This is a genomic window from Aequoribacter sp. (assembly GCF_965659035.1).
Lineage (GTDB): Bacteria > Pseudomonadota > Gammaproteobacteria > Pseudomonadales > Halieaceae > Aequoribacter.
Map to the genome: position 1 here is coordinate 1 of NZ_CBFHWH010000030.1, position 23,744 is coordinate 23,744.

Consider the following 23,744-nt stretch of genomic DNA (forward strand, 5'->3'; position numbering starts at 1 on the left):
CATTGATTTGCGCTCGGCACCCATCATGATCTTGTCTTTGGCCAATTCAAATTGCTGCATGCCTACCTTGCGAACATTGGCACGCGCTGCGAATAACGCCGCCTCGTTCACCAAGTTGGCCAGATCAGCGCCCGAGAAGCCCGGCGTACCACGCGCAATTTTTGAGGGCTCGACATCCTCACCCAATGGCACTTTGCGCATGTGAACCTTAAGAATTTGTTCTCGCCCGCGAATGTCAGGCAATCCCACCACGACTTGGCGATCAAAGCGTCCGGGGCGCAAGAGTGCTGGGTCTAATACGTCGGGACGGTTGGTGGCAGCGATCACAATCACACCTTCGTGACCTTCGAATCCATCCATTTCTACCAGCAGCTGGTTCAAGGTTTGTTCCCGCTCGTCATTGCCGCCCCCTAACCCAGCGCCACGATGGCGACCCACAGCGTCGATCTCATCGATAAAAATAATACAGGGTGACTGCTTTTTGGCTTGATCAAACATGTCTCGTACACGCGACGCGCCGACACCCACGAACATTTCAACGAAGTCAGAACCCGAAATTGAAAAGAAGGGCACCTTTGCCTCACCGGCAATCGCTTTTGCAAGCAGCGTCTTACCGGTACCGGGCTGACCCGACATCAAGACACCGCGCGGAATGCGCCCGCCCAACTTCTGAAAACGAGACGGGTCGCGCAAGAACTCCACCAACTCTTGGACGTCTTCTTTGGCTTCATCGACGCCAGCTACGTCCGCGAAGGTCGTAGAAATTTGGTCTTCACCCAACATGCGGGCCTTGCTTTTACCAAAGCTCATTGGGCCGCCACGACCACCGCCACCACCCTGCATTTGGCGCATGAAAAACATGAATACTGCAATGATGATTAAGATCGGGAAGCTGGCTACCAGTAGCTGCATCCAAATGCTTTGCTGCTCTGGTTCTTTGCCCTCAACAATGACTTTATGCTGCAGCAAATCGTCCATCAATTTGGGGTCTTCGACCATTGGACGAATCGTCTCAAAGCGTGAACCGTCGTAACGCTCGGCATTAATGGTTAGCCCATCAATGAGCACCTGGCGCACTCGATCGTTCTGGATTTCGTTAATAAATTCAGAATAGCCAAGTCGCTCACTGGACTGCTGAGGATTAAAGTTATTGAAGACCGACATCAACACAGCGGCAATAACCAACCACAACAACAAATTTCTGGTTACATTGTTCAAAGCACTTCCTCACTTGCCGATTTCACTAACACGGCTTTCCTAGTCGAGCGGCAATCGCACACCCATGAATGACACTCAGTATAACGCCTTCGCAACTAATTGGCAGGGCGATCGGCGCCAAGTTTTACCAAGGTCAAAAGCATACAGCAACGTAAAAACGCATCGTTTTATACGTTCATTACATAGAGATGGGGGCGGGGGCGAAACAATTCAAGCGCCTCTGAAGCCTTTTGCAACAATGTAGACTTCTCTTGAACGCGGACGCGAGGCATCTGGCTTGCGAGTCAGAACCGTTTGATATTGCTCGCGCAAACTCCTGAATAATTCATCAAAGCCCTCGCCTTGAAATACCTTCGCGACAAACGCGCCTTTTGGCGCCAGTACGCGCGAGGCCATATCCACCGCCAACTCAACCAAGTACATCGCTCGCGGCTGATCCACCGCGGTCATACCACTCATATTGGGCGCCATGTCAGACATGACCAAGTCGACTGGCTCGTCGCCGATCGCCTCTAGCAAGGCGTCAAAGACTGTCTCTTCGGTGAAATCGCCTTGAATAAAATCAACGTCTTCAAGCGTGTCCATAGGTAATATATCGGTGGCAATAACGCGGCCTTTGACACCGACAATTCCAGCCGCCACTTGCGACCAACCACCGGGCGCCGAGCCCAAATCAACCACCATCATACCGGGCCTCAGTAGGCGATCCTTTTCATTTAACTCGATCAATTTGTAGCAGGCTCGCGAGCGATAACCTTCTTTTTGCGCTCGCTGCACATAGACGTCATCGCGGTGCTCTTTGAGCCACGCCTTACTGGAGGATTTCTTTTTTGCCATAGTACTGTGTAAACCGTATTATTCGAGCTCAGACCTGTGTATCATCCGCCGCCCTGAATGACAAACGAATCACCATGAAAAATATTGAAAAACGCCAATACCGCGCCATTGGCCACAAATTAAAGCCCATCGTGACGGTCGGCGGCTCTGGCTTAAGCGAAACCGTCATTGCTGAGGTCGATCGCGCTTTAAACGACCACGAGCTCATCAAAATCAAATGTGCTGGCATGGATCGTGATAGCAAGGCGGAAATCATCAGCGACTTGTGCGGAGAGCTTAACGCTGAAGCGGTGCAAGTCATCGGTAACACCGCCTTACTGCTGCGCCGGAGCAAAAAACCCAATCCAAAACTGTCAAACTTGATCCGCGCCGCTTTGGCCTAGTGCTCTCGATTTTGGTTAGGCTTCGTGCCTAACCTGATCAACTTCGTATTCGATATCGCCGCTTGGCGCTTTTACCACCACCACATCGCCTTCCTCTTTACCAATCAACGCGCGTGCGATCGGTGAACTCACTGAAATCAGGTTGCGCTTAACGTCCGCTTCGTCATCGCCCACGATACGGTATGTGACTTCTTGATCATTGGCCAAATTGATCAGATCGATCGTAGTACCAAAGATCACCTTACCTGTGTGTGGAATGGATGTGATGTCAATAACTTGCGCGTACGACAACTTGCCCTCGATTTCCATGATACGGCCTTCGGCAAAGCTTTGTTGCTCGCGTGCTGCATGATATTCGGCGTTTTCTTTCAAGTCGCCGTGCTCGCGAGCTTCAGCAATCGCAGCAATAATGCGCGGGCGCTCGACTTTACGCAAACGCTCGAGCTCTGCGCGCAAGGCCATCTCACCCGCCTTTGTCATAGGCACTTTATTCATGATCGCAAACCTCCGTGCAGGTCTTGCAGACGCCGCACTTGTTTATCATCTTCTTGCATCAGGGTCATACATACCGCTTCCGCACCCGCCAGAGTCGTCGTGTAGAACACCCGATGCGCCTCGGCGCTCGCCCGAATAGGAGCAGAATCTAAAATAGCACGTCGGCCTTCTGTGGTATTAATAATCAAAGAAGCTTGATCATTCTTCACAAAATCCACAATGTGCGGGCGGCCTTCGCTCACCTTGTTGACTCGCTCGACGCTGAGACCTGCTGCCTCTAGTGCATCGGCCGTGCCGCCCGTGGCGGCAATCTTGTACCCAATACTAGCGAGGTTTTGTGCGACTTTCACGGCACCGGGTTTATCGACGTCACGCACACTGATTAATACGGTACCTTCACGAGGCGCATTCCCGCCCGACGCCAGCTGCGCTTTCGCAAAAGCATCCGGGAAAGTGGCGCCAGTGCCCATTACCTCTCCGGTTGACTTCATTTCGGGGCCGAGGATGGGGTCAACACCGGGGAATTTATTAAAGGGTAATACGGCCTCTTTCACCGAGAAGTAGTTTGGAATAATTTCTTTAGTGAAGCCCTGTGACTCCAGACTCTGACCCGCCATGCAGCGCGCCGCTACTTTTGCCAACGACTCGCCAATACACTTCGATACAAACGGTACCGTCCGAGACGCGCGAGGGTTGACTTCAATGACATAAATCTCGTTATCTTGCCATGCAAGCTGCACATTCATGAGACCACAAACACCCAACTCTAGGGCCATTTGCTTCACCTGCTCGCGCATCTCGTCTTGCACGTCCATTGGCAAATTATAGGGTGGCAACGCGCACGCCGAGTCGCCAGAGTGCACACCCGCTTGCTCGATGTGTTGCATGATTGCGCCAATAACCACGGTTTTACCGTCGCTAACCGCATCGATGTCCACCTCGATAGCCGCACTTAAAAAACTATCCAGCAATACGGGCGAATCATCTGAAACCAACACAGCATTCTTCATGTATCGCAGTAGATCTTCTTCGCGGAAAACAATCTCCATAGCGCGACCACCCAGCACATAAGAAGGGCGCACCACCAAGGGATAACCAATACTCGCCGCAGCTTCAAGCGCCTCATCCACCGAACGCACCGTTGTATTGGCCGGCTGTTTCAGACCCAGCTTCTGAATCATGTGTTGGAAGCGCTCGCGGTCTTCAGCACGGTCAATCGCATCGGGTGTGGTGCCAATAATAGGAACACCTTTAGCCTCTAGTGCGCGCGCCAATTTAAGCGGAGTTTGACCACCAAACTGCACGATAACGCCCTCAGGCTTCTCAAGGTCGATAATCTCTAGTACGTCCTCAATCGTCACCGGCTCGAAGAACAAACGATCAGAGGTATCGTAATCGGTAGAAACCGTCTCAGGGTTGCAGTTGACCATAATGGTCTCGTAGCCATCTTCACGCATGGCCAGTGCCGCGTGTACACAGCAGTAATCGAACTCAATACCCTGACCAATGCGGTTGGGGCCACCACCTAACACCACAATCTTCCTGCGATTGGTTGGGCGAGCCTCACACTCTTCTTCGTAGGTCGAATATAAGTAAGCAGTCGCTGATGCAAATTCGGCGGCACAGGTATCCACCCGCTTGTACACGGGTCGAATATCTAAGGATTGACGGTAATCGCGGACCTCAGCTTCTGTTTTATTCAGCAAAACCGACAAACGCTTGTCAGCAAAACCCTTACGCTTTAAACGCCACATTTGTTTGTGGTCGATGTCGCTCAATGACACTGACTTTAGCGCATTCTCGGTTTTGATGATGTCTTCAATTTGCACCAAAAACCAAGGATCCACACCGCTCAGTTTGTAGACTTCCTCAACGCTCATTTCGGCGCGGAAAGCGTCACCGATATACCACAAACGATCAGGTCCAGGGTTAGTCAATTCATTAATCAGCTCATCGCGCGTATCCGGATTTGAAACATCCATTTTATGCTCAAATCCTGCAGATCCGACCTCTAAGCCACGCATTGCTTTTTGCATCGATTCTTGGAAGGTACGGCCAATCGCCATCACCTCGCCCACCGATTTCATCTGCGTAGTCAGGCGCGAGTTCGCGGTATCAAATTTCTCGAAGGCAAAACGCGGAATTTTGGTGACAACATAGTCAATCGCAGGCTCGAACGACGCCGGTGTTGCGCCGCCGGTGATGTCATTTTGCAGCTCGTCTAAGGTGTAGCCTATGGCAAGCTTCGCGGCGACTTTCGCAATTGGGAAGCCCGTCGCTTTTGATGCTAGGGCAGAAGACCTTGATACTCGGGGGTTCATTTCGATAATGACGAACCGACCCGTTTTTGGATCTTGACCAAACTGCACATTGGAGCCGCCGGTTTCGACACCAATTTCACGCAACACTGCCAAAGAAGCATCACGCATGATTTGCATTTCTTTATCGGTCAAGGTTTGCGCCGGAGCTACAGTAATACTGTCGCCTGTGTGCACACCCATGGCGTCGAAATTCTCGATCGAACACACGATAATGCAGTTGTCGTTTTTGTCACGAACCACTTCCATTTCGTACTCTTTCCAGCCAATCAGGCTTTCGTCGATCAGAAGCTCGTGTGTCGGCGACAGGTCGAATCCGCGAATACAAATTTCCTCGAATTCTTCACGGTTATAAGCAATCCCGCCACCCGATCCGCCCATCGTAAACGAAGGGCGAATAATGCAGGGTAGACCAATATCTTCGAGTATGGCGAAAGCGTGCTCCATCGAGCGCGCTGTTGCTGCGCGAGGCGTTTCCAGACCGATACGCTTCATGGCGTCGTCAAACAACTGCCGGTCTTCTGCTTTATCGATGGCCTCTTTAGTAGCACCGATCATTTCAACGCCGAACTTTTTCAATACACCGTGCTTATCCAAATCCAAGGCACAGTTCAATGCGGTTTGGCCACCCATCGTGGGTAGCAAGGCATCAGGACGTTCTGCTTCGATGATTTTAGACACCGTTTCCCACTCGATTGGCTCGATGTAGGTGGCATCAGCCATCGACGGATCGGTCATAATGGTTGCGGGATTGGAGTTCACCAAAATGACGCGGTAACCCTCTTCGCGCAGCGCTTTACACGCCTGAGCACCCGAGTAGTCAAATTCGCAAGCCTGACCGATAACAATCGGACCGGCACCCAAAATCAAGATACTGCTTATGTCGGTACGTTTTGGCATGTCAGCTTAGCCTTCCTGTCGCGCTGTCATCAGCTCAATAAAATGGTCAAATAATGGGGCGGCATCATGAGGGCCAGGGCTTGCCTCTGGGTGACCCTGAAAACTGAACGCCGCTTTATCTTTGCGATGGATGCCTTGGACTGAGCCGTCAAACAAGGACACGTGAGTCACCTCGAGACACTCGGGCATATTATTTTCGTCAATCGCAAAACCGTGGTTCTGACTGGTAATCATTACCGTCTTATCACGTAAGTCCTGGACGGGGTGGTTGGCACCATGGTGGCCGAATTTCATTTTCAAGGTCTTAGCGCCGCTGGCAAGACCGAGCAATTGGTGGCCCAAGCAAATACCGAATACGGGGATATCGGTTTTTAGTATCTGCTGAATGGCTTCGATGGCATAAGTGCATGGCTCCGGGTCGCCGGGGCCGTTAGACAAAAACACCCCGTCGGGGTTCATCGCCAACACCTCAGCTGCTGGCGTCTTGGCCGGCACGACCGTCAAACGGCAGCCTCTGTCAACCAACATGCGTAAAATATTGCGTTTGGCACCGAAGTCGTAGGCTACCACGTGAAAGCGTTCATCTTGTAGTTCGCTAAAGCCTTGGTTCCATACCCAGCTGCCGTGTGTCCAAGCAAAGGTTTCTTGCGTGGTCACTTCTTGCGCCAGATCCATGCCTTTCAAGCCCGCAAAGGCTTTAGCCTGAGCCAATGCGGCTTCTTCATCGATGTTTTCACCCGCCATGATACAGCCCGCTAACGCGCCCTGTTCGCGCAGCACTTGCGTCAGCGCACGGGTGTCGATTTCAGCGATACCCAGAATATTGTGTCGCTTTAAATACGACGCCAAATCTTCTTCAGAACGGTAGTTACTGGCAAGTAGGGGTAAATCGCGAATGACCAGGCCCTGCGCCCACACCGCACTTGCTTCTTCATCCTCGCTGTTACAACCGGTGTTGCCGATGTGAGGGTAAGTTAAAGTGACAATCTGTTTGGCGTAAGACGGGTCGGTAAGGATCTCTTGGTATCCTGTCATCGCGGTATTAAAAACCACTTCCCCTACGACTGAACCTGTTGCTCCAATCGCTTCTCCTCGAAACACACGACCATTTTCAAGGGCGAGTATGGCTGGCGTGAACAAAGACACCTCCTGATTTAAACGCAAAAACTCGGTTATGCAGGCTCAAAAAAAGCGAGATCGGTAAAACCGGACCTCGCTTTTAACGACAATTGAACAAGGGACCGGAAGAGGCCTCAAGATGTTCTAATTGAATAATTTTTAGCTCGTACATTTAAGCGCGCATGATAGAGTAGCAGGTCAAAAATAACAAGGAGAACATCGTGTCAAACCCAATTATTGCCATTACCGGCGCGGGAAGCGGTATTGGTCGCGCGTTGGCGCAGCTTGCCAATCGCCGTGGCTATCGGCTCGCCCTTGCCGACATCAACCTAGCGGCGATAGAGGCACTGCGTTTAGAGCTCGGGTTGGATGCAACACACTGCTTAACAAACGAACTCGATGTCAGCGACTTCGAGGCAGTCAATGCCTGGCGCGATCAGATTCTGAGTGTCTTCGGCGGAGTTGATATCGTCATCAACAATGCTGGCATCGCCCTGATTGCCAACGCCGAAGTGCAATCTAATGCAGATATCGAGCGTATTATGGATGTTAATTTTTGGGGGGTCGTTTACGGGAGCAAAGCGTTCTTGCCACTCTTGCGTCAATCAAAAGACCCACACTTGGTCAATGTGTCATCAATTTTTGGCATCATGGCAGTCCCCTCGCAGTCCGCCTATAACGCCTCTAAATTTGCCGTCCGAGGCTATACCGAAGCCCTGCGTCAAGAAGTTGAAGAAGACGGCATCCACGTATGCTGCGTGCACCCGGGCGGCATTAAAACCAACATCGTGCAGTCTGCAACTATCTTAAATACCGACAGAAACCGCGAGCAGGCAATAGCAGATTTTGATACCATGGCGCCCACCACGCCAGCACAAGCAGCAGAAACCATTTTTAGAGCTATTGACCGCCGTCAAAACCGTTGTTTGATTGGTCGCGACGCAAAATGGATGAGTTTACTCACACGTTTATTCCCAGAGAGCTATCCACGCTGGCTACCCAAAAGGCCCGAGTAACTAGGTAACCGTAAATTATGTCGACATTGACCCTCCCCACTCGCCATCTTGCACTGTTAATTGCGAGCTTAATGGCGATTGGCATGGGCCAATCGATGACCTTCGCGATTCTTGCGCCGCTCGGGCGCGAAGTGAATATGACAGAGTTCTCGATTACTATTTTGATCGCGTGCTCCTCCTTAACGTTTGGATTTGCCTCACCCTACTGGGGGCGTTTAAGCGACCGTATAGGCCGCAAGCCGGTCATCATGATTGGCCTAGTCGGCTTTGTTTTCGGCACCAGCGCGTTTGCCACATCGTTCGTGCTGGGTTTAAACGGCATCCTGACGGGCGCATCTTTGTTTACCGCACTGCTAATCACCCGATGCTTACACGCCGGCATTATGTCAGCCACAGGGCCTAGCACTACCGCGTATGCCGCAGACCACACCACGCCCGACAAGCGCACCAAAGCCATGGCGAAACTCGGCACCGCCTCCAGCATGGGCATGATACTGGGTCCTGCGTTCGCGGGTGCCACCGCAGCATTTGGGCTACTCGCACCACTTTATGCCGCCGCGTTCTTGACCTTAATTATGGCGGTAATGGTCTGGAAAATGATTCCCGTCACGCCGGTCGCAGATCGAATCCCTCGCAAACATTCGGTAAAACTCAAGTTTACCGATACACGCATCTGGCCCTTTATTGCCATTGCCATTGGCACATTCATGGGCTTTGCAGCTGTTCAGCAGACGATGGGCTTTTTCTTGCAGGATCAGCTTAACTTGACCGGCGTTCGAACCGCTCAATTGACCGGCATTACGATGCTGACCTCGGCGAGCTTTACCTTCTTGGTGCAAACTACCGTGATGCAGTGGGTCAACTGGCCGCCCGGACGATTTATTAAAGTTGGGCTCAGCTTTATTAGTATAGGTGCTTTAGTCATCGCCTCATCAAGCGAATTTGTGCTGATTGCCGCGGGCATGGGAGTTATGGGAATAGGGGTTGGGTGCACCATGCCATCGATTATCTCTGCAACCTCGCTAGCCGTAGAGCCACATGAACAGGGCGCCGCTGCAGGCATGATTTCGGGCTGCCCCGCTATTGGTTTTGGCATCGGGCCGGTTGGTGCTGGCTACCTATACCAATTTAACCCGCACTACCCCCACATCGCCGCTGCAATTTTTATTGCGATCTTGCTCGCCGGCGTCATCTATTCAAAACGGGTTTAAGCCCTGCCAAACGAAGGTATCGCGTGAGCAAGCGCTCACGCACTGCGCTATAAAACGATGTGAATTCTACTTAAAGCCGCGCGAATATCGGTTGGAATGGGACATGACTTTTGGTCTGCACGAGTCACAAACACATGGGTAAAAAATCCGCAGGCAGAAGCCTGGCTCGCGCCCTGCTCGAAGATCCCGATGCGATAACGAACCGAAGAATTACCGAGGTGCTCGACCGCAATGCCACCCTCTAACGACTGTGGATAAGCGACGGGTTCAAAGTAATCGCAGCCGGAGGATACAACAAAGGCAATCGTTTCACCCTGGTCAATATCCAGACCACCCTCAGCAATTAAATACTGATTGGCCACCGTATCAAAATAGCTGTAGTACACAACGTTATTTACGTGGCCGTAAATATCGTTATCTGACCAGCGGGTGGTTATGGGGTAAAAGACCGCAAAGTCCTCTCGTGAAGGTCTCATCGAGTCACTCCAGAGTAGGCTTCTTGGTAAATGGCCAGGGCATCATCATAATCCACATCGCGAGGATTATTAATCAACAACCTCTGCTGCAGCATGGCGTCTTTGGCTAAGGTGGGCAAAAAGTCTTCTGGAACATTTGCTTCCGCCAGCGTTGCCGGCAAACCAGAGTCCGCAATCAGCTGCTCGAGCACGGCGATAAACTGATCGCAACGAGACGCTTGGTCACCCTGTACGCCAGGAATGAAGCACTCGGCTAATTCAGCGTAAAGAGCCTCGGCCATTGGGCGGTTAAATCGCAACACTGCAGGCAACACTAGCGAGTTACTTAAACCGTGCGGAATATGAAAATGGCCACCCACCGGATAAGCTAGAGCATGTACCGCAGCCACTGGCGAGTTGGCAAAAGCTTGACCCGCTAGATGCGCCCCTAACAACATCGCTTGCCGCGCCTCTTTGTCCTGCCCATTGGCAAGCACCTTAGGCAGCGCCACCGCCATCATACGCAAGGATTCGCGTGCCAGCATGTCGCACATGGGGTTTTTCTTATGCTTGGAAGTGTAGGCCTCAATGGCATGAACCATAGCATCAATGCCGGTCATTGCCGTAATTTTTGGCGGCAAACCCAAAGTCAGGTCAACGTCGAGTAGAGCAATATCAGGCAATAATACGCCCGAGGAGATGCCGGCTTTAGTGGTTTCACCTGTGGTCAGAATAGCCACCGGCGTAACTTCCGACCCCGTACCGGCGGTGGTGGGCACTAAGACTAGAGGCAGGCGAGCTCCAGTCACCTGCTCTACACCGTACATTTCTTGGAGGGGCTGGGTGCTTCCCATCAACGCCGCAACGACTTTGGCGACGTCCATCGAGCTGCCACCACCTAAGCCTACGACACCATCGCAGCCACTACCTAGCATGACGGCTTCTTGCACCACGGACTCAGGCGGATCTTCTCGGACCTGGTCAAATACCACTACATCCATGCCGCTGGTGCGCACCGCCTCGATTAGAGGTGGCGCCAAACCAATTTGCATCAACCCTGGGTCGGTGACGAACAACGGCTTAGAAATACCCAAGTCTTGCAAATATTGGGCTAAGGCAGAAGCCGAACCCGCCTCGCAGATGATGCGAGGCGCAGTTCGAAATTGGAAGTTAGTGGTCACGATTAGTCCTCCGTGCGAAGGATGACCTTACCTCGGGCTCGACGCTCTGTCATGCAGTCGTAAGCCGCCTGATAGTCGCTTAAGGCAAAACTTTCGGTGACCTGCGGGTTGAGCACTTTGTTCTCGAACAAGTTCCACAACTCAGCAACGTTCTCGAGATGTACTTTAGGTTCCTCACCCACAAAACGACCCCAGAATACACCCATGATCGAACAACCTTTTAACAGAGCCAAGTTCAATGGGATTTTAGGGATTGGACCACTGGCGAAGCCAATGACCAAGTAACGACCATTCCAAGCCATATTACGGAGCGCAGGCTCGGCGTAATCGCCGCCCACTGGGTCATATACCACGTCAACACCTTTGCCACCGGTCATTTCTTTTAGCACGGTCTTCAGGTCTTCTTTACTGTAGTTAATGACTTCGTCGGCACCTAGCTGCTTGCAAAATTCCAACTTTTCGTCAGAGCTTGCCGCAGCAATCACTTTAGCACCCATCCACTTGCCTAACTCGATCGCGGTCGAACCCACGCCACCTGCTGCACCCATAACCAACAAGGTTTCTCCGGGCTGAAGATTAGCACGCTGCTTTAGCGCGTGATGCGAGGTAAAGTAAGTCATACTCACACCTGCAGCCTGCTCGTAGCTTAGGCCCGGAGGCATCGGGAAAACCGAGTGTGCTGGTGCTGCCACACGCGTTGCAAAACCACCGGTTTGAATCATGCCAATCACCGAATCACCCGGCTTAACGTGAGTTACGCCCTCGCCCACCGCCGCAACGACACCTGCGCACTCACCACCGGGAATAAACGGCATTTCGGGTTGAAACTGGTACTTACCTTGAATAATTAATACATCGGGGAAGTTCAAGCCCGCAGCTTTGATGTCGACGAGTACCTGACCAGGCCCGCACTCGGGATCGGGCCAGTTTTCTTCATACACCAATTTTTCTGCAGTACCTAACTCTTTACAGACAACCGCTTTCATGAGCTTCCCCTTTGCGATTAATAAACTTCGAACAGACCAGCAGCGCCCATACCGCCGCCGACACACATGGTAATGACAACGTACTTAACGCCGCGCCGCTTACCTTCGATTAACGCGTGACCGATCATACGCGAACCGCTCATGCCATAGGGATGACCAATCGAGATCGCGCCACCGCTGACGTTGAGTTTATCGTTGTCGATACCGAGCTTATCGCGGCAGTACAGCACCTGCACAGCGAACGCTTCGTTCAGTTCCCATAAACCGATATCGTCCATGGTCAAACCATGCGCTTTTAACAATTTGGGAATCGCAAAAATAGGGCCAATACCCATTTCGTCTGGCTCACAGCCAGCAACCGCTATGCCTCGGTAGGCACCCAAAGGCTCTAGACCACGCTGCTCGGCCAATTTGGAATCCATGATCACTTGTGCTGAGGAACCATCCGACAACTGCGACGCATTACCTGCGGTGATAGTGCCGCCTTCAATCACGGTGCGAAGATTAGAAAGGCCGTCTAATGTGGTAGCACGTACACCTTCGTCTGCTGTTACAGTACCTACCGCAGTGGATTGCTCACCCGTTTCTTTGTTCCACACGATACGCTCGCAGGTAACAGGCACTAATTCAGCGTCATAACGACCTTCTGCGTAAGCTTGGGCAGTGCGCTGCTGCGACTGAAAACCGTACTCGTCCATCGCATCGCGCGAAATGCCGTAGCGCTTTGCTACCACTTCAGCAGTTTGCAGCATGGGCATATGGATATTTGGAGCCATTTTCATTAACTCATCGTCAACCATGCGATGAAGGTTCATATGCTCGTTTTGCACCAACGAAATCGATTCTAAACCACCGCCTACAACCACCGACATACCGTCATCAATAATTTGCTTAGCGCCGGTCGCTACCGCCATAAGACCCGAAGAGCACTGACGATCAAGCGTCATGCCGCTGACGGTGACAGGCAACCCAGCGCGCAAGGCGATTTGACGAGCGACGTTAGTGCCGGTTGCACCCTGCTGCAGGGCAGAGCCCATGATCACATCGTCAACTTCGGCTGGATCAATACCGGCGCGGCGCACTGCTTCAGCCACCGAGGCCGCACCTAAACTTGCACCACCCAAGTTGTTATAACCACCACGATACGCTTTAGCGATCGGGGTACGTGCTGTACTTACAATTACTGCTTCTTTAGCCATGATTCTACTCCGCTGAGATGCCGTGGCCTGCAGCCGCCGCCATCACAAATTTAATGGTTTGTTCACCGCCCGCCTTCAATTCGCGAACAGTATTAAAGTCGTTAATTTGATCCCAATGTGCCGCAATTCCCTCGGGCGTTTGCTCTTCGGGTGGCAACCACATACCTTCGGTTTCCACAATTTTAGCCACTGCATAACCCCCCGCACCCGCCGATAAGATTGTGCGGTTTGGACCACCTTCAGAGACCATGTAAAGCACAGCTGGCGTTACCGTTTCTGGAGTCAATAGTTTGAAGGCGTCCTCTTGAATCAGGCCTTCCGTCATACGCGTCCCCGCAGTAGGGGCAAGCGCATTCACATGAATATTGTATTTCGCGCCTTCTAGCACCAGAGTGTTCATCATACCGATGACACCCATTTTGGCTGATCCGTAGTTGGCCTGTCCAAAGTTACCATACAACCCGCTGGAGCTGGTGGTGACAAGGATGCGGCCATAAGCCTGCTCGCGCATAATATCCCACACCGCTTTGGTGCAGTTGACACTGCCCATCAAGTGCACATCAACCACCAGTTTAAAGTCGTCTAGGGAGCCCTTCACAAAGCTTTTGTCGCGCAAAATACCTGCGTTGTTTACTAGAATATCGATGCGACCCCAACGCTCCATGGTTTCAGCAACCATTTTTTCGACTTGAGCGTAGTCGGCCACGTTAGCGCCGTTGGCCATCGCTTCACCGCCAGCGGCTTCGATTTCCGCAACGACGGCTTTTGCCGCGTCGCTTGAACCACCGCTGCCATCAACCGAACCACCTAGATCGTTTACTACTACTTTGGCGCCACGAGCCGCCAAGGCAATCGCGTGCGAACGGCCTAAACCGCCGCCGGCACCTGTCACAATAGCCACTTGGCCGTCATAACGAATTGTCATATTTCCTCCTTAAGGGGTACCAGGGCCGCTTACGCGGTCACCACCATACCCAACCATTCTGCGATTAAAGCGGGGGTTTCCTCACCTTCGATCTCAACACTTACGGCTTGCTTCGTTAAGAAACGGCCACCATCTTTGGCATCGATACTAACAATTTGGCTATGAGCGCGCACACGCTTGCCTGCACGCACCGGCGCCAAGAAGCGTATCTTGTCAAAACCGTAGTTAATGCCCATGACCACGCCTTCCGGAGCGATCGCATTTTCTTCACACATTTTGACCAACAGCGATAGCGTCAAGAAACCATGCGCAATGGTGCCACCAAACGGCGTCTGCGCGGCACGCTCTTCGTCAATGTGGATGTACTGAAAATCTTCCGTACAGTCAGCGAAGTGATTTATTCGCTCCTGCCTTACTTCGACCCACTGACCTGGCTCAAATTTATGGCCGACGTAATTCGGCAATTCTTCCTTTGGTACAACAATTATTGGCATTGTCATTCTCCTCTTTACGCCAATTTGGCGCATTGATTGATGTGGTAGCTATTATCGATCAACCGTCACGGAACGTGGCGCTCACCGAATCTTGCGCCGCATACTTTCGCAGCTCATGACGGCCCACCACCATACGGTGAACGGCATCTGGACCATCGGCCAAGCGCAGAGTACGCAAACCTTTGTACATGCCAGCCAATGGCGTATCTTGCGACACACCCAACCCGCCGTACATTTGAATGGCGTCGTCAACAATTTGAAGCACCGCGTTGGGAACAGTCGTTTTGATCATCGAAATCCAAACACGCGCTTCTTTCGCGTCGATGTTATCCATTAACCACGCCGTCTTGAGGGTCAGCAAGCGATTCATTTCAATGTTCATTCGAGCATTGGCAATGATATCGACGTTACCACCCAGTTTGGCCAAGGGCTTACCAAAGGCGGTGCGGGTGGTTGCGCGCTCGCACAACAATCTCAGCGCTTTCTCAGCAGCTCCTAATGCGCGCATGCAGTGGTGAATTCGACCCGGACCAAGACGACCTTGCGAGATCTCAAATCCTCGACCTTCACCTAGGATGATATTGTCTTTGGGTACACGTACATTATTAAAACGCAAGTGCATGTGACCGTGCGGCGCGTCGTCTTCCCCGAAGACTGTCATAGGACGCAAAATTTCTAACCCAGGCGTATCTTTTGGTACCAAAATTTGCGACTGCTGTTTGTGGGTCGGAGCGTCAGGGCTAGTCTTGACCATTACAATCATAATTTTGCAGCGTGGATCACCCGCACCCGAAATCCAGTGTTTCTCGCCGTTGATTACCCATTCGTCACCGTCCAAGACTGCGTTGGTCGAGATATTCGTTGCATCTGACGAAGCAACGCCAGGCTCGGTCATCGCGTAAGCAGAGCGGATCTCCCCGTTTAACAAGGGCTCTAACCACTGTGCTTTCTGCGCTTCGCTGCCGTATTTGTGCAGCACTTCCATGTTGCCCGTGTCAGGCGCGGCGCAGTTAAATACCTCGGCACCCAGCGGAGTTTTGCCCATCTCTTCAGCTAAATAGGCATATTCAACCGTGGTTAAACCATAACCGTGTTCGCCAGTTAAAAAGAAGTTCCACAAGCCCTGCTCACGCGCTTTGGCTTTCAGGGTCTCTAAAATTTCAGTCTGGCGCTCAGTAAACTCCCAGCGACTGCCAGTATCAACTTCCTTCCAGTATTCATCCTCCATTGGCTCGATTTCTTCAGCAATAAAGGTTTTTACGCTGTGCAATAGCGGTTCAAGTCTTTCGCTTATTCCTAAGTCCATGGTTTTCCCTCTTGTGTTATGCAGCGGACAACGTGGCGTTGTAATGCTGTTTTAATTCTCGTTTAAAAATTTTGCCGGTCGCAGTTCGAGGCAGACTTCCCTCATGCACCCAAACATAGGCTGGAATCTTGAAAGCGGCAAGGTGATCTTTCAAATAAGCCTGTAGGGACTGCAGGGGCTCTTTAAGTTCGCCGGACACGACCACCACCGCGCCCACTGCTTCACCTAACCGCTCATCAGGGACGCCAAAAACGGCTGCCTCTAACACCTGGGGATGCGAACAAATACCTGCTTCTACTTCAATGCAGCTAATATTCTCACCTCCGCGGATGATGATGTCCTTAATACGATCCACGATGCTTAAAAAGCCATTTTCGTCCAGCTTACCCAGGTCACCGGTGTGGAACCAGCCATCAACGAAGGCTGCCGCCGTCGCCTCGGGCTTGTTCCAATAGCCGACGGCGTTAGCCGGTGATTTCATGCAGACCTCACCGATCTCATCTGGTCCTAGGTGGTTTCCTGTAGAGTCGATAATTTTAAACTCAGTAACCGCAGGTACCGCGCGACCAGTACTGCTTGGATTGGCCAAATACAACACACCGCTATTAAAGGCTCCAAGAGCGTTGGTTTCAGTAAGACCGTAACCCAAACCTGGCGCTGTCTTCTTAAAGGTACCCGCAATTTTTTCGACCTGATCGGCGGGGCGCGCAGCGCCCCCAGCAAATACCTCTGCCAGCGTGGACAGATCTCGCGTTGTCGCTTGAGCCGCGCGCTGAAGCTCAGCCGACATGGTGGGCACACCTGTCATCCAGCTGACCTTTTCCAGCTCGATGAGGCGCATGGCCTCTTCGACATCCCACTTGTACATGATGATCAATTTTCGCCCCGGCAAAATTGACAGCATGAATGCAGAATGGCTCGCGGTGCAGTGAAATAGAGGAATGGTCAGCAAACCGACAGGTTGAGTTTTGCCTTGCGGCTCAGCAGGGGCCAATGCTTCGACTTGCTTTGAAGCAACGCCCATCAACAGCCAACTGTACAGGGCCGATAACACCCCGCGGTGGGTAGATAGAACCCCTTTTGGATGCCCTGTTGAGCCCGAGGTATACAATATAGTCGCATTGTCATCGATGTCTACGTCGGGTCTTTGCCAGATCAAGGACTGACCTTCACGCCCCCAATCCTGCACCGTTGGTGCGCCAATTAAAGCGGCTGCCGTTGGGTCTGTGGCAACAATATTCAGCGCGTACTTATCGATTAAAGGCTTCAGTCGTTCGATGCGTTCCGCATCGGCGATCACCCATTTGGCACCCGAATCATCGATGGCATAATCCAACTCATCGGTCGTCCACCAACCATTCATCGGGACCGCCACTGCACCCATAGCCACAGCCGCAATAAAGGCGATAATCCACTCTGGATTGTTGCGCGACACAATCGCAATGCGATCGCCCTTTTGCACGCCCTGCTCGTTTAACTTGGCAGCAAAACCCAGAGCCAGCTCTAGAGCCTCGGTGTACCCAATGCGCTGATCTAAGTAGACCAAAAATTCGGCGTCCCCATGCTTGCGCATAAACTCAAAGTATTCACCCAAATTATTGGGAATAGCAGCATAGACGGGATATTCATAGCCCCTCAACACAGCCCGCGTGACTTCAAAAGGGGCGCCCGGCTGGGTCAATGCGGCGACAGCCTCATCCAGTGGACGGATAATTTCCGTAACATCTGTTACTGCCATTCTAGAAACCGCCCTGCACTGCATAGCGATCTAGGTGGTAATGAAAATCACCCAGCGTATGCTCAAGTACACGAGCTCGCTTGATAAAGAAACCGATATTGTACTCGTCGGTCATACCAATACCACCGTGCATCTGGATACCTTCATTAGTGGCTCGCTGCGAAATTTGTGCAAGCTTGGCTTTGACCGCGCTGGCCAAGCCACTCAGGTCTTCACCCGCGTCGACGGCACGCAAACCCTTTAAAACAATCGCCTTGCAAAGCTCAAGCTCAGCAAACAGATCTGCTGCGCGATGCTGCAACCCCTGAAAGCTACCAATGACTTTCCCGAACTGCTTGCGCTCACGAAGATACCCCACCGTAAGTTCAAAAGCCTCTGTCGACACGCCTAACAACTCGGCGGCCAGGCCAATATTCATCATATCGAGTGCACGCTCTAAACCACCATTGTTCAGGCTGTCAGCATCCATTTGGGCTTCGGCAGTTAGGCATGTATCAATCACCACCGTACCGCTGGAAAGAGCGTCGACCATCGACTGATTCCGCACCGACACCTGGTCAGCGTTGATGATAAAGGCCTGGTATCCAGCAGTGTCTTTAGCCACAACAACGAAGGCATCTGCACTTATGGCGTCTAACACTTGACGCTTTTCGACCTTAACCGCAAAGCCATCGCCCTGCATCGAAACCGAGGTGGACAGACTATCGAGATCAAAGTGACTGCCTTCTTGAATCGCCAAAGACATGACAACCTCACCCGCGGCAATTTTTGGGAGCCATTCTTGCTTTTGCGCTTCGGTCCCAAACTGAGCAATCGCTGTAGCGGCCATTAAAACAGTGCTATTGAAGGGCGAGACCGTTAAATTTTTACCCATTTGCTCGATAATTAGACCCAAGCCAGTAAAACCGTAACCTAGACCACCGTGTGCTTCATCAATGGCGATACCGCACCAGCCCATCTCAGCAATTGACCCCCAAAGCGCTTTATCAAACCCGGCAGACGGAGGATTGTCGCGGTGCTTACGAAAAGCTTCAACATTCGCGGTCTCGGTCAAAAAGCCGGCGGCCGAATCACGCAACATGATTTCTTCTTCGTTAAGTACTAATGTCATATTGCCTCCTTATGCGTCTGGCAGACCAAGCACGCGCTTGGCGACAATGTTTAATTGAACTTCCGAGGTGCCACCTTCGATCGAGTTACCTTTAGAACGCAACCAAGCTCGAGCAATTTCTCCGTCGTTGTATTCTTCGCCGCTCCAGCCCAGTGCAGACTCACCCTCAACCGACAACAACAATTCGTTACGGCGCTTATTTAACTCAGTGCCGTAGTATTTGAAAATGGACGACGCGGGACCTAAGCCTTGGCCAGCTTTTGCCTCATCTTTGACTTTCTCCATCGTTGCAGCAAACGCCAGGGTATCTAACTGATACTGGGCGATTACAGAACGTAAGGTTCCTGCACGCAAACGGCCGGAGGCGTCTGTCCCCATATTTTCTGCAGCCCGCTGACCCAGCGTCTTTTTACCGCCTGCCGCACCGAAGCTTGAGATCATCTCGCGCTCGTGCGTTAACAGGTATTTCGCAATGGTCCAACCTTTCCCTTCTTCACCCACCAAGTTCTTTTTAAGAACCGGCACATCGTCAAAGAACGTCTCACAAAACGGCGATGAGCCGCTGATCAGCTTAATCGGCCGAGTGGTAACCCCCGGAGTCGCCATGTCGAACAGCACAAAACTAATACCTTCGTGCTTAGAGCCCGTGTTATCGGTTCGTACCAAACAGAAGATCCAATCCGCTTTGTTCGCATACGAAGTCCAGATTTTTTGGCCGTTTACAATGTAATGGTCCCCTTTATCTTCCGCCCGCGTCGCCAACGAAGCCAAGTCGGACCCAGCATTGGGCTCCGAATACCCTTGGCACCAGCGAATTTCACCGCGCACAATCGGCGGTAAATGCTCGAGCTTTTGCTCTTCATTACCGAATTTAAGCAAGGCGGGACCTAACATCGAAATGCCAAAACTATCCAGAGCTGGACGGGCACCGATACGCGCCATCTCTTCTCGGAGCACTTTGACTTCCTCTTTATTTAAGCCACCACCGCCATAGGCTTTTGGCCACTCAGGTACCGTCCAGCCACGCTCGGCCATTCGGTCACACCAAACCTTTTGGTCAGGATGCGACATTTCAGGGTTGCGCCCCCCGTTATAAATATCTTCAAAACTGCGAATAGGCACCCGCATCGACTCAGGGCAGTTTGCCTCTAGCCATGCTCGAGTCTCGGTGCGAAAGGTGTTCAGGTCGGACACAATAACCTCCGTAAGAACCTTGAATGAATAGTAGATGAATCATGCCAAAACAGATTTGAACATACAGTATGTTCTAAAGACTCTCAAGTATTTTTGTGCATGAGACCTTTAAGTGAATCGATTGCTTTCCCCGCCTCACTCAAGCGCTTAGTTTCAGCGCACTCCCCGCCTCTACCCAAGGTATGACACTAATTAAAACGGCGCCCTAAGGCGCCGACTTAAAAATAGCAATTGCGTCTTGAAGCCACCGGTCAGCGCACAGAAATAACCCCGCTATTTACGGTCGGTCATTCATGCCTTTTGGGACTTCGCGGCGTCGCTCATGCCCACATCAACAACGCTATGCCGACTCCTTAAAGAGTTCACGCCCAATTAGCATGCGCCGGATTTCGCTCGTACCCGCTCCGATTTCATAAAGCTTGGCGTCGCGCAAAAGGCGGCCAGTAGCGTATTCATTAATGTAGCCATTACCGCCCAAAAGCTGGATCGCATCTAAGGCCATTTGCGTTGCCTTTTCGGCTGTGTAGAGGATCACACCCGCAGCGTCTTTACGTGACTCTTCTCCACGATCCAGTGAATTTGCCACCGTATACAAGTAGGCGCGAGAAGTACTTAATGCCACATACATATCGGCAATTTTGCCCTGAATGAGCTGAAATTCGCCTATTGCTTGACCAAACTGCTTGCGCTCGTGAACGTAGGGCACAACGACATCCATGCAGGCCTGCATAATGCCGACCGGGCCGCCCGATAGTACCGCGCGCTCATAATCTAAACCCGACATTAACACCTGCACGCCTCGCCCGACCTGACCCAGTATATTGCTCTTTGGCACTTTGCAGTCTTCGAAGACCAGCTCGCAAGTATTGGAACCGCGCATCCCCAACTTATCGAGCTTTTGAGCGCGACTAAATCCAGGGGAATCACGCTCGACAATAAACGCCGTAATTCCCTTGGAGCCGGCCTCAGGGTCGGTTTTGGCGTAGATCACATAAACATTGGCGTCAGGCCCATTGGTAATCCACATTTTATTGCCATTCAATACGTAATGGTCCCCAGCATCATCGGCCCGCAAGGTCATACTGACAACGTCTGACCCCGCCCCGGGCTCCGACATTGCTAAGGCGCCGATGTGTTCACCGCTGCACAGCTTGGGTAAGTACGTCTGCTTTTGCTCTTCGCTGCCATTCTTACGAATTTGATTTACGCACAGGTTCGAGTGCGCCCCATACGAAAGACCCACTGAGGCAGAAGCCCGCGAGATTTCTTCCATCGCAATGCAGTGTGCCAAATAGCCCATACCTGAGCCACCGTACTGCTCTTCGACCGTGATGCCGAGCAAGCCTAAGTCACCCAACTTGCGCCACAAGTCCATGGGGAATTGATTAGTCGAGTCGATCTCGGCGGCACGCGGTGCAATTTCATTCGCGGCAAATTGAGCCACCATGTCGCGAAGGGCGTTTAGCTCTTCGCTCAAACCAAAATTAAGCGTCGGGTAATGAGACATATCGAATTCCTTATCGTAATAAGTCAGTGGAGGGCTAAAACTTAGGCTTTTTTGCTGCGGGCTTCAAAGGCCGCCAACTGCTCGGGTGTCGCCTCGGCTTGATGATTCGCCTTCCACTCGCTGTAAGGCATGCCGTAAACGCGTTCGCGTGCTGCCTCGTAGTCTAGGCTCTCGCCACGCTCTTCTGCCGCGCTGACGTACCACTTGGCCAAACAATTGCGGCAAAAATTCGCCAATATCATGAGGTCGATGTTTTGCACATCTTTATTATCGTCTAAATGTTTTAGGAGACGACGAAATACCGCGGCTTCGATTTCTGTAGTTTTATCCATGGTGATACTCCGGTATGAAACAGTCTCCAAGGATAGCCTATAAAAAGACCCAGCGCCCAGTCGCATATCGCCATCATTAGGCAATAAAAAAACCCCAGAGGCCTGCGCCGCTGGGGTTTGAGTATATTCCTAGATCAAAACTTTAGAAATGTCCGGAGATATTAATAAACCAACCTTTAGCATCGTAATCTAACGCCGTTAAGCGATCGTTAAACTCGGTAAAGTTGTAACCGCCACCAATCGAGAAGTTAGGGCTAAGCTGTACTTCTAAGCCTAACAAACCGCCTTGCTTCTCGTCGCCAATCTCATCGACTTCAAGCCAGCGATATTCGGCCAAGGCATCCAGCTTCCAGACCAAGTGATAGCGCGCTCTCAAGATACGTAAGTCTGTCGTAGCATCGATGAAGGCACCGCTGTCACGATCTAAGCGAATCGAGCTGCGTTTGTGGGCTATTTTACCACCCACTTTCAAGCTATCCGTCAGGGCATACAAGCCTTCAAACGAGTAGACCACGCCTTTTTCATCGGCGTACATGCCGCCGTTCTGGTTAATCGGATCCAAGTCATAAATGTAAGAGACCATCGCCAAGGCATTAAAGCGGTTTGTCTCGACTGGGCGATAAGCAAAGCCCAAGTCAAATTCACCAAAACGCGCAGCCTCAGCCAATACGCTGTCATCTTCAGTAACTGAGTAATCGGCTTTACCCACAACCACCCAGTTATCGCTGTAACGGACGTTCCAACGGTTAGTAGTCACCCACTGATCCAGCGACTGCCCAGCGTTACTCTCGTCGATACGATATTCAAAACGGTTAACCAACTGAATACCTTCGTTGCGATAGCGTGAGGTCGCGCTGTAGGCGGTACGCTCTTGCTCGACGCCATTGCGTTCGGTGGTACCGAACAAGACATCACCCTCCAAGGTCCATTTTTCAGTGAAGTCATAACTAATGCCGTAGCTCTCACCCTGTACATTACTGCGACCCGAACGATCAAATCGATGCTCCGAATACACATTCAAACGGTTATTCACTTGAGTACGCTGACCCAAAGTAATGCCCTCACGCGCGAAGCTACCTTGCTCGGTCACGTAGTTGAGGTAAGTGCTGCTGTTCTCGCGATGACGGTAACCCACACCAACACGCGCACCGTCGCTGTCTCCATCTGAGAAATACTCGGCATTTAAGTCGAGTTTTTCAGTGGCACGGTAGTTCACACCCATGCCCAGCATGTCTTCCATGTTGGAATCGCTGCTCGAATCCAGCACACTTTGTGCATTGATAAACACACTTAGGTCATCTGACATCCGGCGAGTCGCACGAACACCAAGAGTATCGCTGTCGGTTTCAAAGCCGGCACGCTCATCCGTGCGTGTCAGATATTGAACCGCCAGCGTGTTGTCGCTGTTAACGCGCCAATCCATTTGCAGGCCCAGCTCATCGTCCGACCGAGTTGAACCGTAATCGTTTTGCTCGGTTCTAAAACGCAGGTCGACGGCATCCGTGACACCCACGAAACCCTCAATACCTTGTGTGACTCTGTCCGCGCCACTGGTATTGCTAAACTGCATCGAGTTAAAGCCAGCATCTTGGTCGCGGAACCACAAACCAATGTAGCCGCGATCCATGCCAAAGTCCGATAAATCAACTCGCGCATTCACCGCCAAGGCATTGCCGCCGTTGGATGCCGCAGGGTTGGCGAGCGATTCAAAGTCCAAACCACCATTTAAAGACATAGCACTATCGATCGCTTGACGCGCATCGGTTTCGCTGGTTTCAACCGTCAGGTACGTTCCTTTCGTAGCTTTTAAGGTCAAATC

General features: G+C 51.8%; 21 protein-coding genes. 3 read left to right on the forward strand and 18 right to left on the reverse strand.

Features of this window, described 5'->3' with window-relative positions; all coding sequences use genetic code 11:
- Both ftsH and rlmE read right to left on the reverse strand, forming a co-directional pair.
- The coding region (ftsH, locus tag ACTF5Z_RS06390) for an ATP-dependent zinc metalloprotease FtsH (protein ID WP_438984937.1) at positions 1 to 1,218 on the reverse strand (1,218 nt) is incomplete at its 3' end.
- Between the two features lie 210 nt (positions 1,219 to 1,428).
- Positions 1,429 to 2,055, reverse strand: a complete 627-nt coding sequence (rlmE, locus tag ACTF5Z_RS06395) for a 23S rRNA (uridine(2552)-2'-O)-methyltransferase RlmE (protein ID WP_438984938.1) — start codon at positions 2,053 to 2,055, stop codon at positions 1,429 to 1,431.
- Positions 2,056 to 2,129: 74 nt separating this feature from the next.
- Here rlmE and yhbY point away from each other — a divergent pair, with 74 nt between their 5' ends.
- Complete coding sequence (gene yhbY / locus ACTF5Z_RS06400) at positions 2,130 to 2,438, forward strand: ribosome assembly RNA-binding protein YhbY (protein WP_009574629.1); 309 nt, start codon at positions 2,130 to 2,132, stop codon at positions 2,436 to 2,438.
- Between the two features lie 15 nt (positions 2,439 to 2,453).
- On the opposite strand, the gene greA is transcribed toward yhbY, so the two are convergent.
- From greA to carA, 3 genes are read right to left on the reverse strand one after another with little or no spacing between them, the layout of a single operon-like run.
- Positions 2,454 to 2,933, reverse strand: coding sequence for a transcription elongation factor GreA (gene greA, locus ACTF5Z_RS06405; protein ID WP_423855578.1), 480 nt, complete (start codon positions 2,931 to 2,933; stop codon positions 2,454 to 2,456).
- Complete coding sequence (carB, locus tag ACTF5Z_RS06410; protein WP_438984939.1) at positions 2,930 to 6,151, reverse strand: carbamoyl-phosphate synthase large subunit; 3,222 nt, start codon at positions 6,149 to 6,151, stop codon at positions 2,930 to 2,932. Before carB ends, greA begins: the two co-directional genes overlap by 4 nt.
- A gap of 6 nt (positions 6,152 to 6,157) precedes the next feature.
- A complete protein-coding gene (gene carA / locus ACTF5Z_RS06415) occupies positions 6,158 to 7,291 on the reverse strand; it encodes a glutamine-hydrolyzing carbamoyl-phosphate synthase small subunit (RefSeq protein ID WP_438984940.1) in 1,134 nt (377 codons plus the stop codon).
- Positions 7,292 to 7,491: 200 nt separating this feature from the next.
- Between carA and ACTF5Z_RS06420 the strand changes: the two genes are divergently transcribed.
- Together ACTF5Z_RS06420 and ACTF5Z_RS06425 are read left to right on the forward strand one after the other, a co-directional pair.
- Complete coding sequence (locus tag ACTF5Z_RS06420; protein ID WP_009574625.1) at positions 7,492 to 8,286, forward strand: SDR family NAD(P)-dependent oxidoreductase; 795 nt, start codon at positions 7,492 to 7,494, stop codon at positions 8,284 to 8,286.
- A gap of 17 nt (positions 8,287 to 8,303) precedes the next feature.
- Complete coding sequence (locus ACTF5Z_RS06425; protein ID WP_009574624.1) at positions 8,304 to 9,497, forward strand: MFS transporter; 1,194 nt, start codon at positions 8,304 to 8,306, stop codon at positions 9,495 to 9,497.
- A gap of 47 nt (positions 9,498 to 9,544) precedes the next feature.
- On the opposite strand, the gene ACTF5Z_RS06430 is transcribed toward ACTF5Z_RS06425, so the two are convergent.
- The 13 genes from ACTF5Z_RS06430 to ACTF5Z_RS06490 form a co-directional block, all read right to left on the reverse strand.
- A complete protein-coding gene (locus ACTF5Z_RS06430) occupies positions 9,545 to 9,973 on the reverse strand; it encodes an acyl-CoA thioesterase (RefSeq protein WP_009574623.1) in 429 nt (142 codons plus the stop codon).
- On the reverse strand, positions 9,970 to 11,133 hold the full coding sequence (locus tag ACTF5Z_RS06435) for an iron-containing alcohol dehydrogenase (RefSeq protein WP_438984941.1): 1,164 nt from the start codon (positions 11,131 to 11,133) through the stop codon (positions 9,970 to 9,972). The genes ACTF5Z_RS06430 and ACTF5Z_RS06435 overlap by 4 nt, the downstream gene beginning before the upstream one ends.
- Positions 11,134 to 11,135: 2 nt before the next feature.
- The gene (locus ACTF5Z_RS06440; RefSeq protein WP_438984942.1) at positions 11,136 to 12,119 is read right to left on the reverse strand and encodes an NADPH:quinone oxidoreductase family protein; all 984 of its coding nucleotides are present in this window, start codon (positions 12,117 to 12,119) and stop codon (positions 11,136 to 11,138) included.
- 17 nt (positions 12,120 to 12,136) lie between these two features.
- Positions 12,137 to 13,318 (reverse strand): acetyl-CoA C-acyltransferase, encoded by a 1,182-nt coding sequence (locus ACTF5Z_RS06445; protein WP_009574620.1) that lies wholly within the window; start codon positions 13,316 to 13,318, stop codon positions 12,137 to 12,139.
- Between the two features lie 4 nt (positions 13,319 to 13,322).
- Positions 13,323 to 14,243, reverse strand: coding sequence for an SDR family NAD(P)-dependent oxidoreductase (locus tag ACTF5Z_RS06450; RefSeq protein WP_009574619.1), 921 nt, complete (start codon positions 14,241 to 14,243; stop codon positions 13,323 to 13,325).
- Between the two features lie 29 nt (positions 14,244 to 14,272).
- Complete coding sequence (locus ACTF5Z_RS06455; protein ID WP_009574618.1) at positions 14,273 to 14,737, reverse strand: MaoC family dehydratase; 465 nt, start codon at positions 14,735 to 14,737, stop codon at positions 14,273 to 14,275.
- Between the two features lie 58 nt (positions 14,738 to 14,795).
- Positions 14,796 to 16,043, reverse strand: coding sequence for an acyl-CoA dehydrogenase family protein (locus tag ACTF5Z_RS06460; RefSeq protein ID WP_438984943.1), 1,248 nt, complete (start codon positions 16,041 to 16,043; stop codon positions 14,796 to 14,798).
- A gap of 16 nt (positions 16,044 to 16,059) precedes the next feature.
- On the reverse strand, positions 16,060 to 17,781 hold the full coding sequence (locus tag ACTF5Z_RS06465) for a class I adenylate-forming enzyme family protein (RefSeq protein ID WP_438984944.1): 1,722 nt from the start codon (positions 17,779 to 17,781) through the stop codon (positions 16,060 to 16,062).
- 1 nt (position 17,782) lies between these two features.
- Complete coding sequence (locus tag ACTF5Z_RS06470; RefSeq protein WP_438984945.1) at positions 17,783 to 18,892, reverse strand: acyl-CoA dehydrogenase family protein; 1,110 nt, start codon at positions 18,890 to 18,892, stop codon at positions 17,783 to 17,785.
- A gap of 9 nt (positions 18,893 to 18,901) precedes the next feature.
- The gene (locus ACTF5Z_RS06475) at positions 18,902 to 20,086 is read right to left on the reverse strand and encodes an acyl-CoA dehydrogenase family protein (RefSeq protein WP_438984946.1); all 1,185 of its coding nucleotides are present in this window, start codon (positions 20,084 to 20,086) and stop codon (positions 18,902 to 18,904) included.
- Between the two features lie 340 nt (positions 20,087 to 20,426).
- Positions 20,427 to 21,593, reverse strand: a complete 1,167-nt coding sequence (locus ACTF5Z_RS06480) for an isovaleryl-CoA dehydrogenase (protein WP_438984947.1) — start codon at positions 21,591 to 21,593, stop codon at positions 20,427 to 20,429.
- Positions 21,594 to 21,634: 41 nt separating this feature from the next.
- Entirely contained in the window at positions 21,635 to 21,925 is a 291-nt protein-coding gene (locus tag ACTF5Z_RS06485; RefSeq protein WP_438984948.1) for a DUF1244 domain-containing protein, read from the reverse strand.
- Between the two features lie 142 nt (positions 21,926 to 22,067).
- Positions 22,068 to 23,744, reverse strand: a 1,677-nt coding sequence (locus tag ACTF5Z_RS06490; RefSeq protein WP_438984949.1) for a hypothetical protein, incomplete at its 5' end; no start/stop codon positions are given.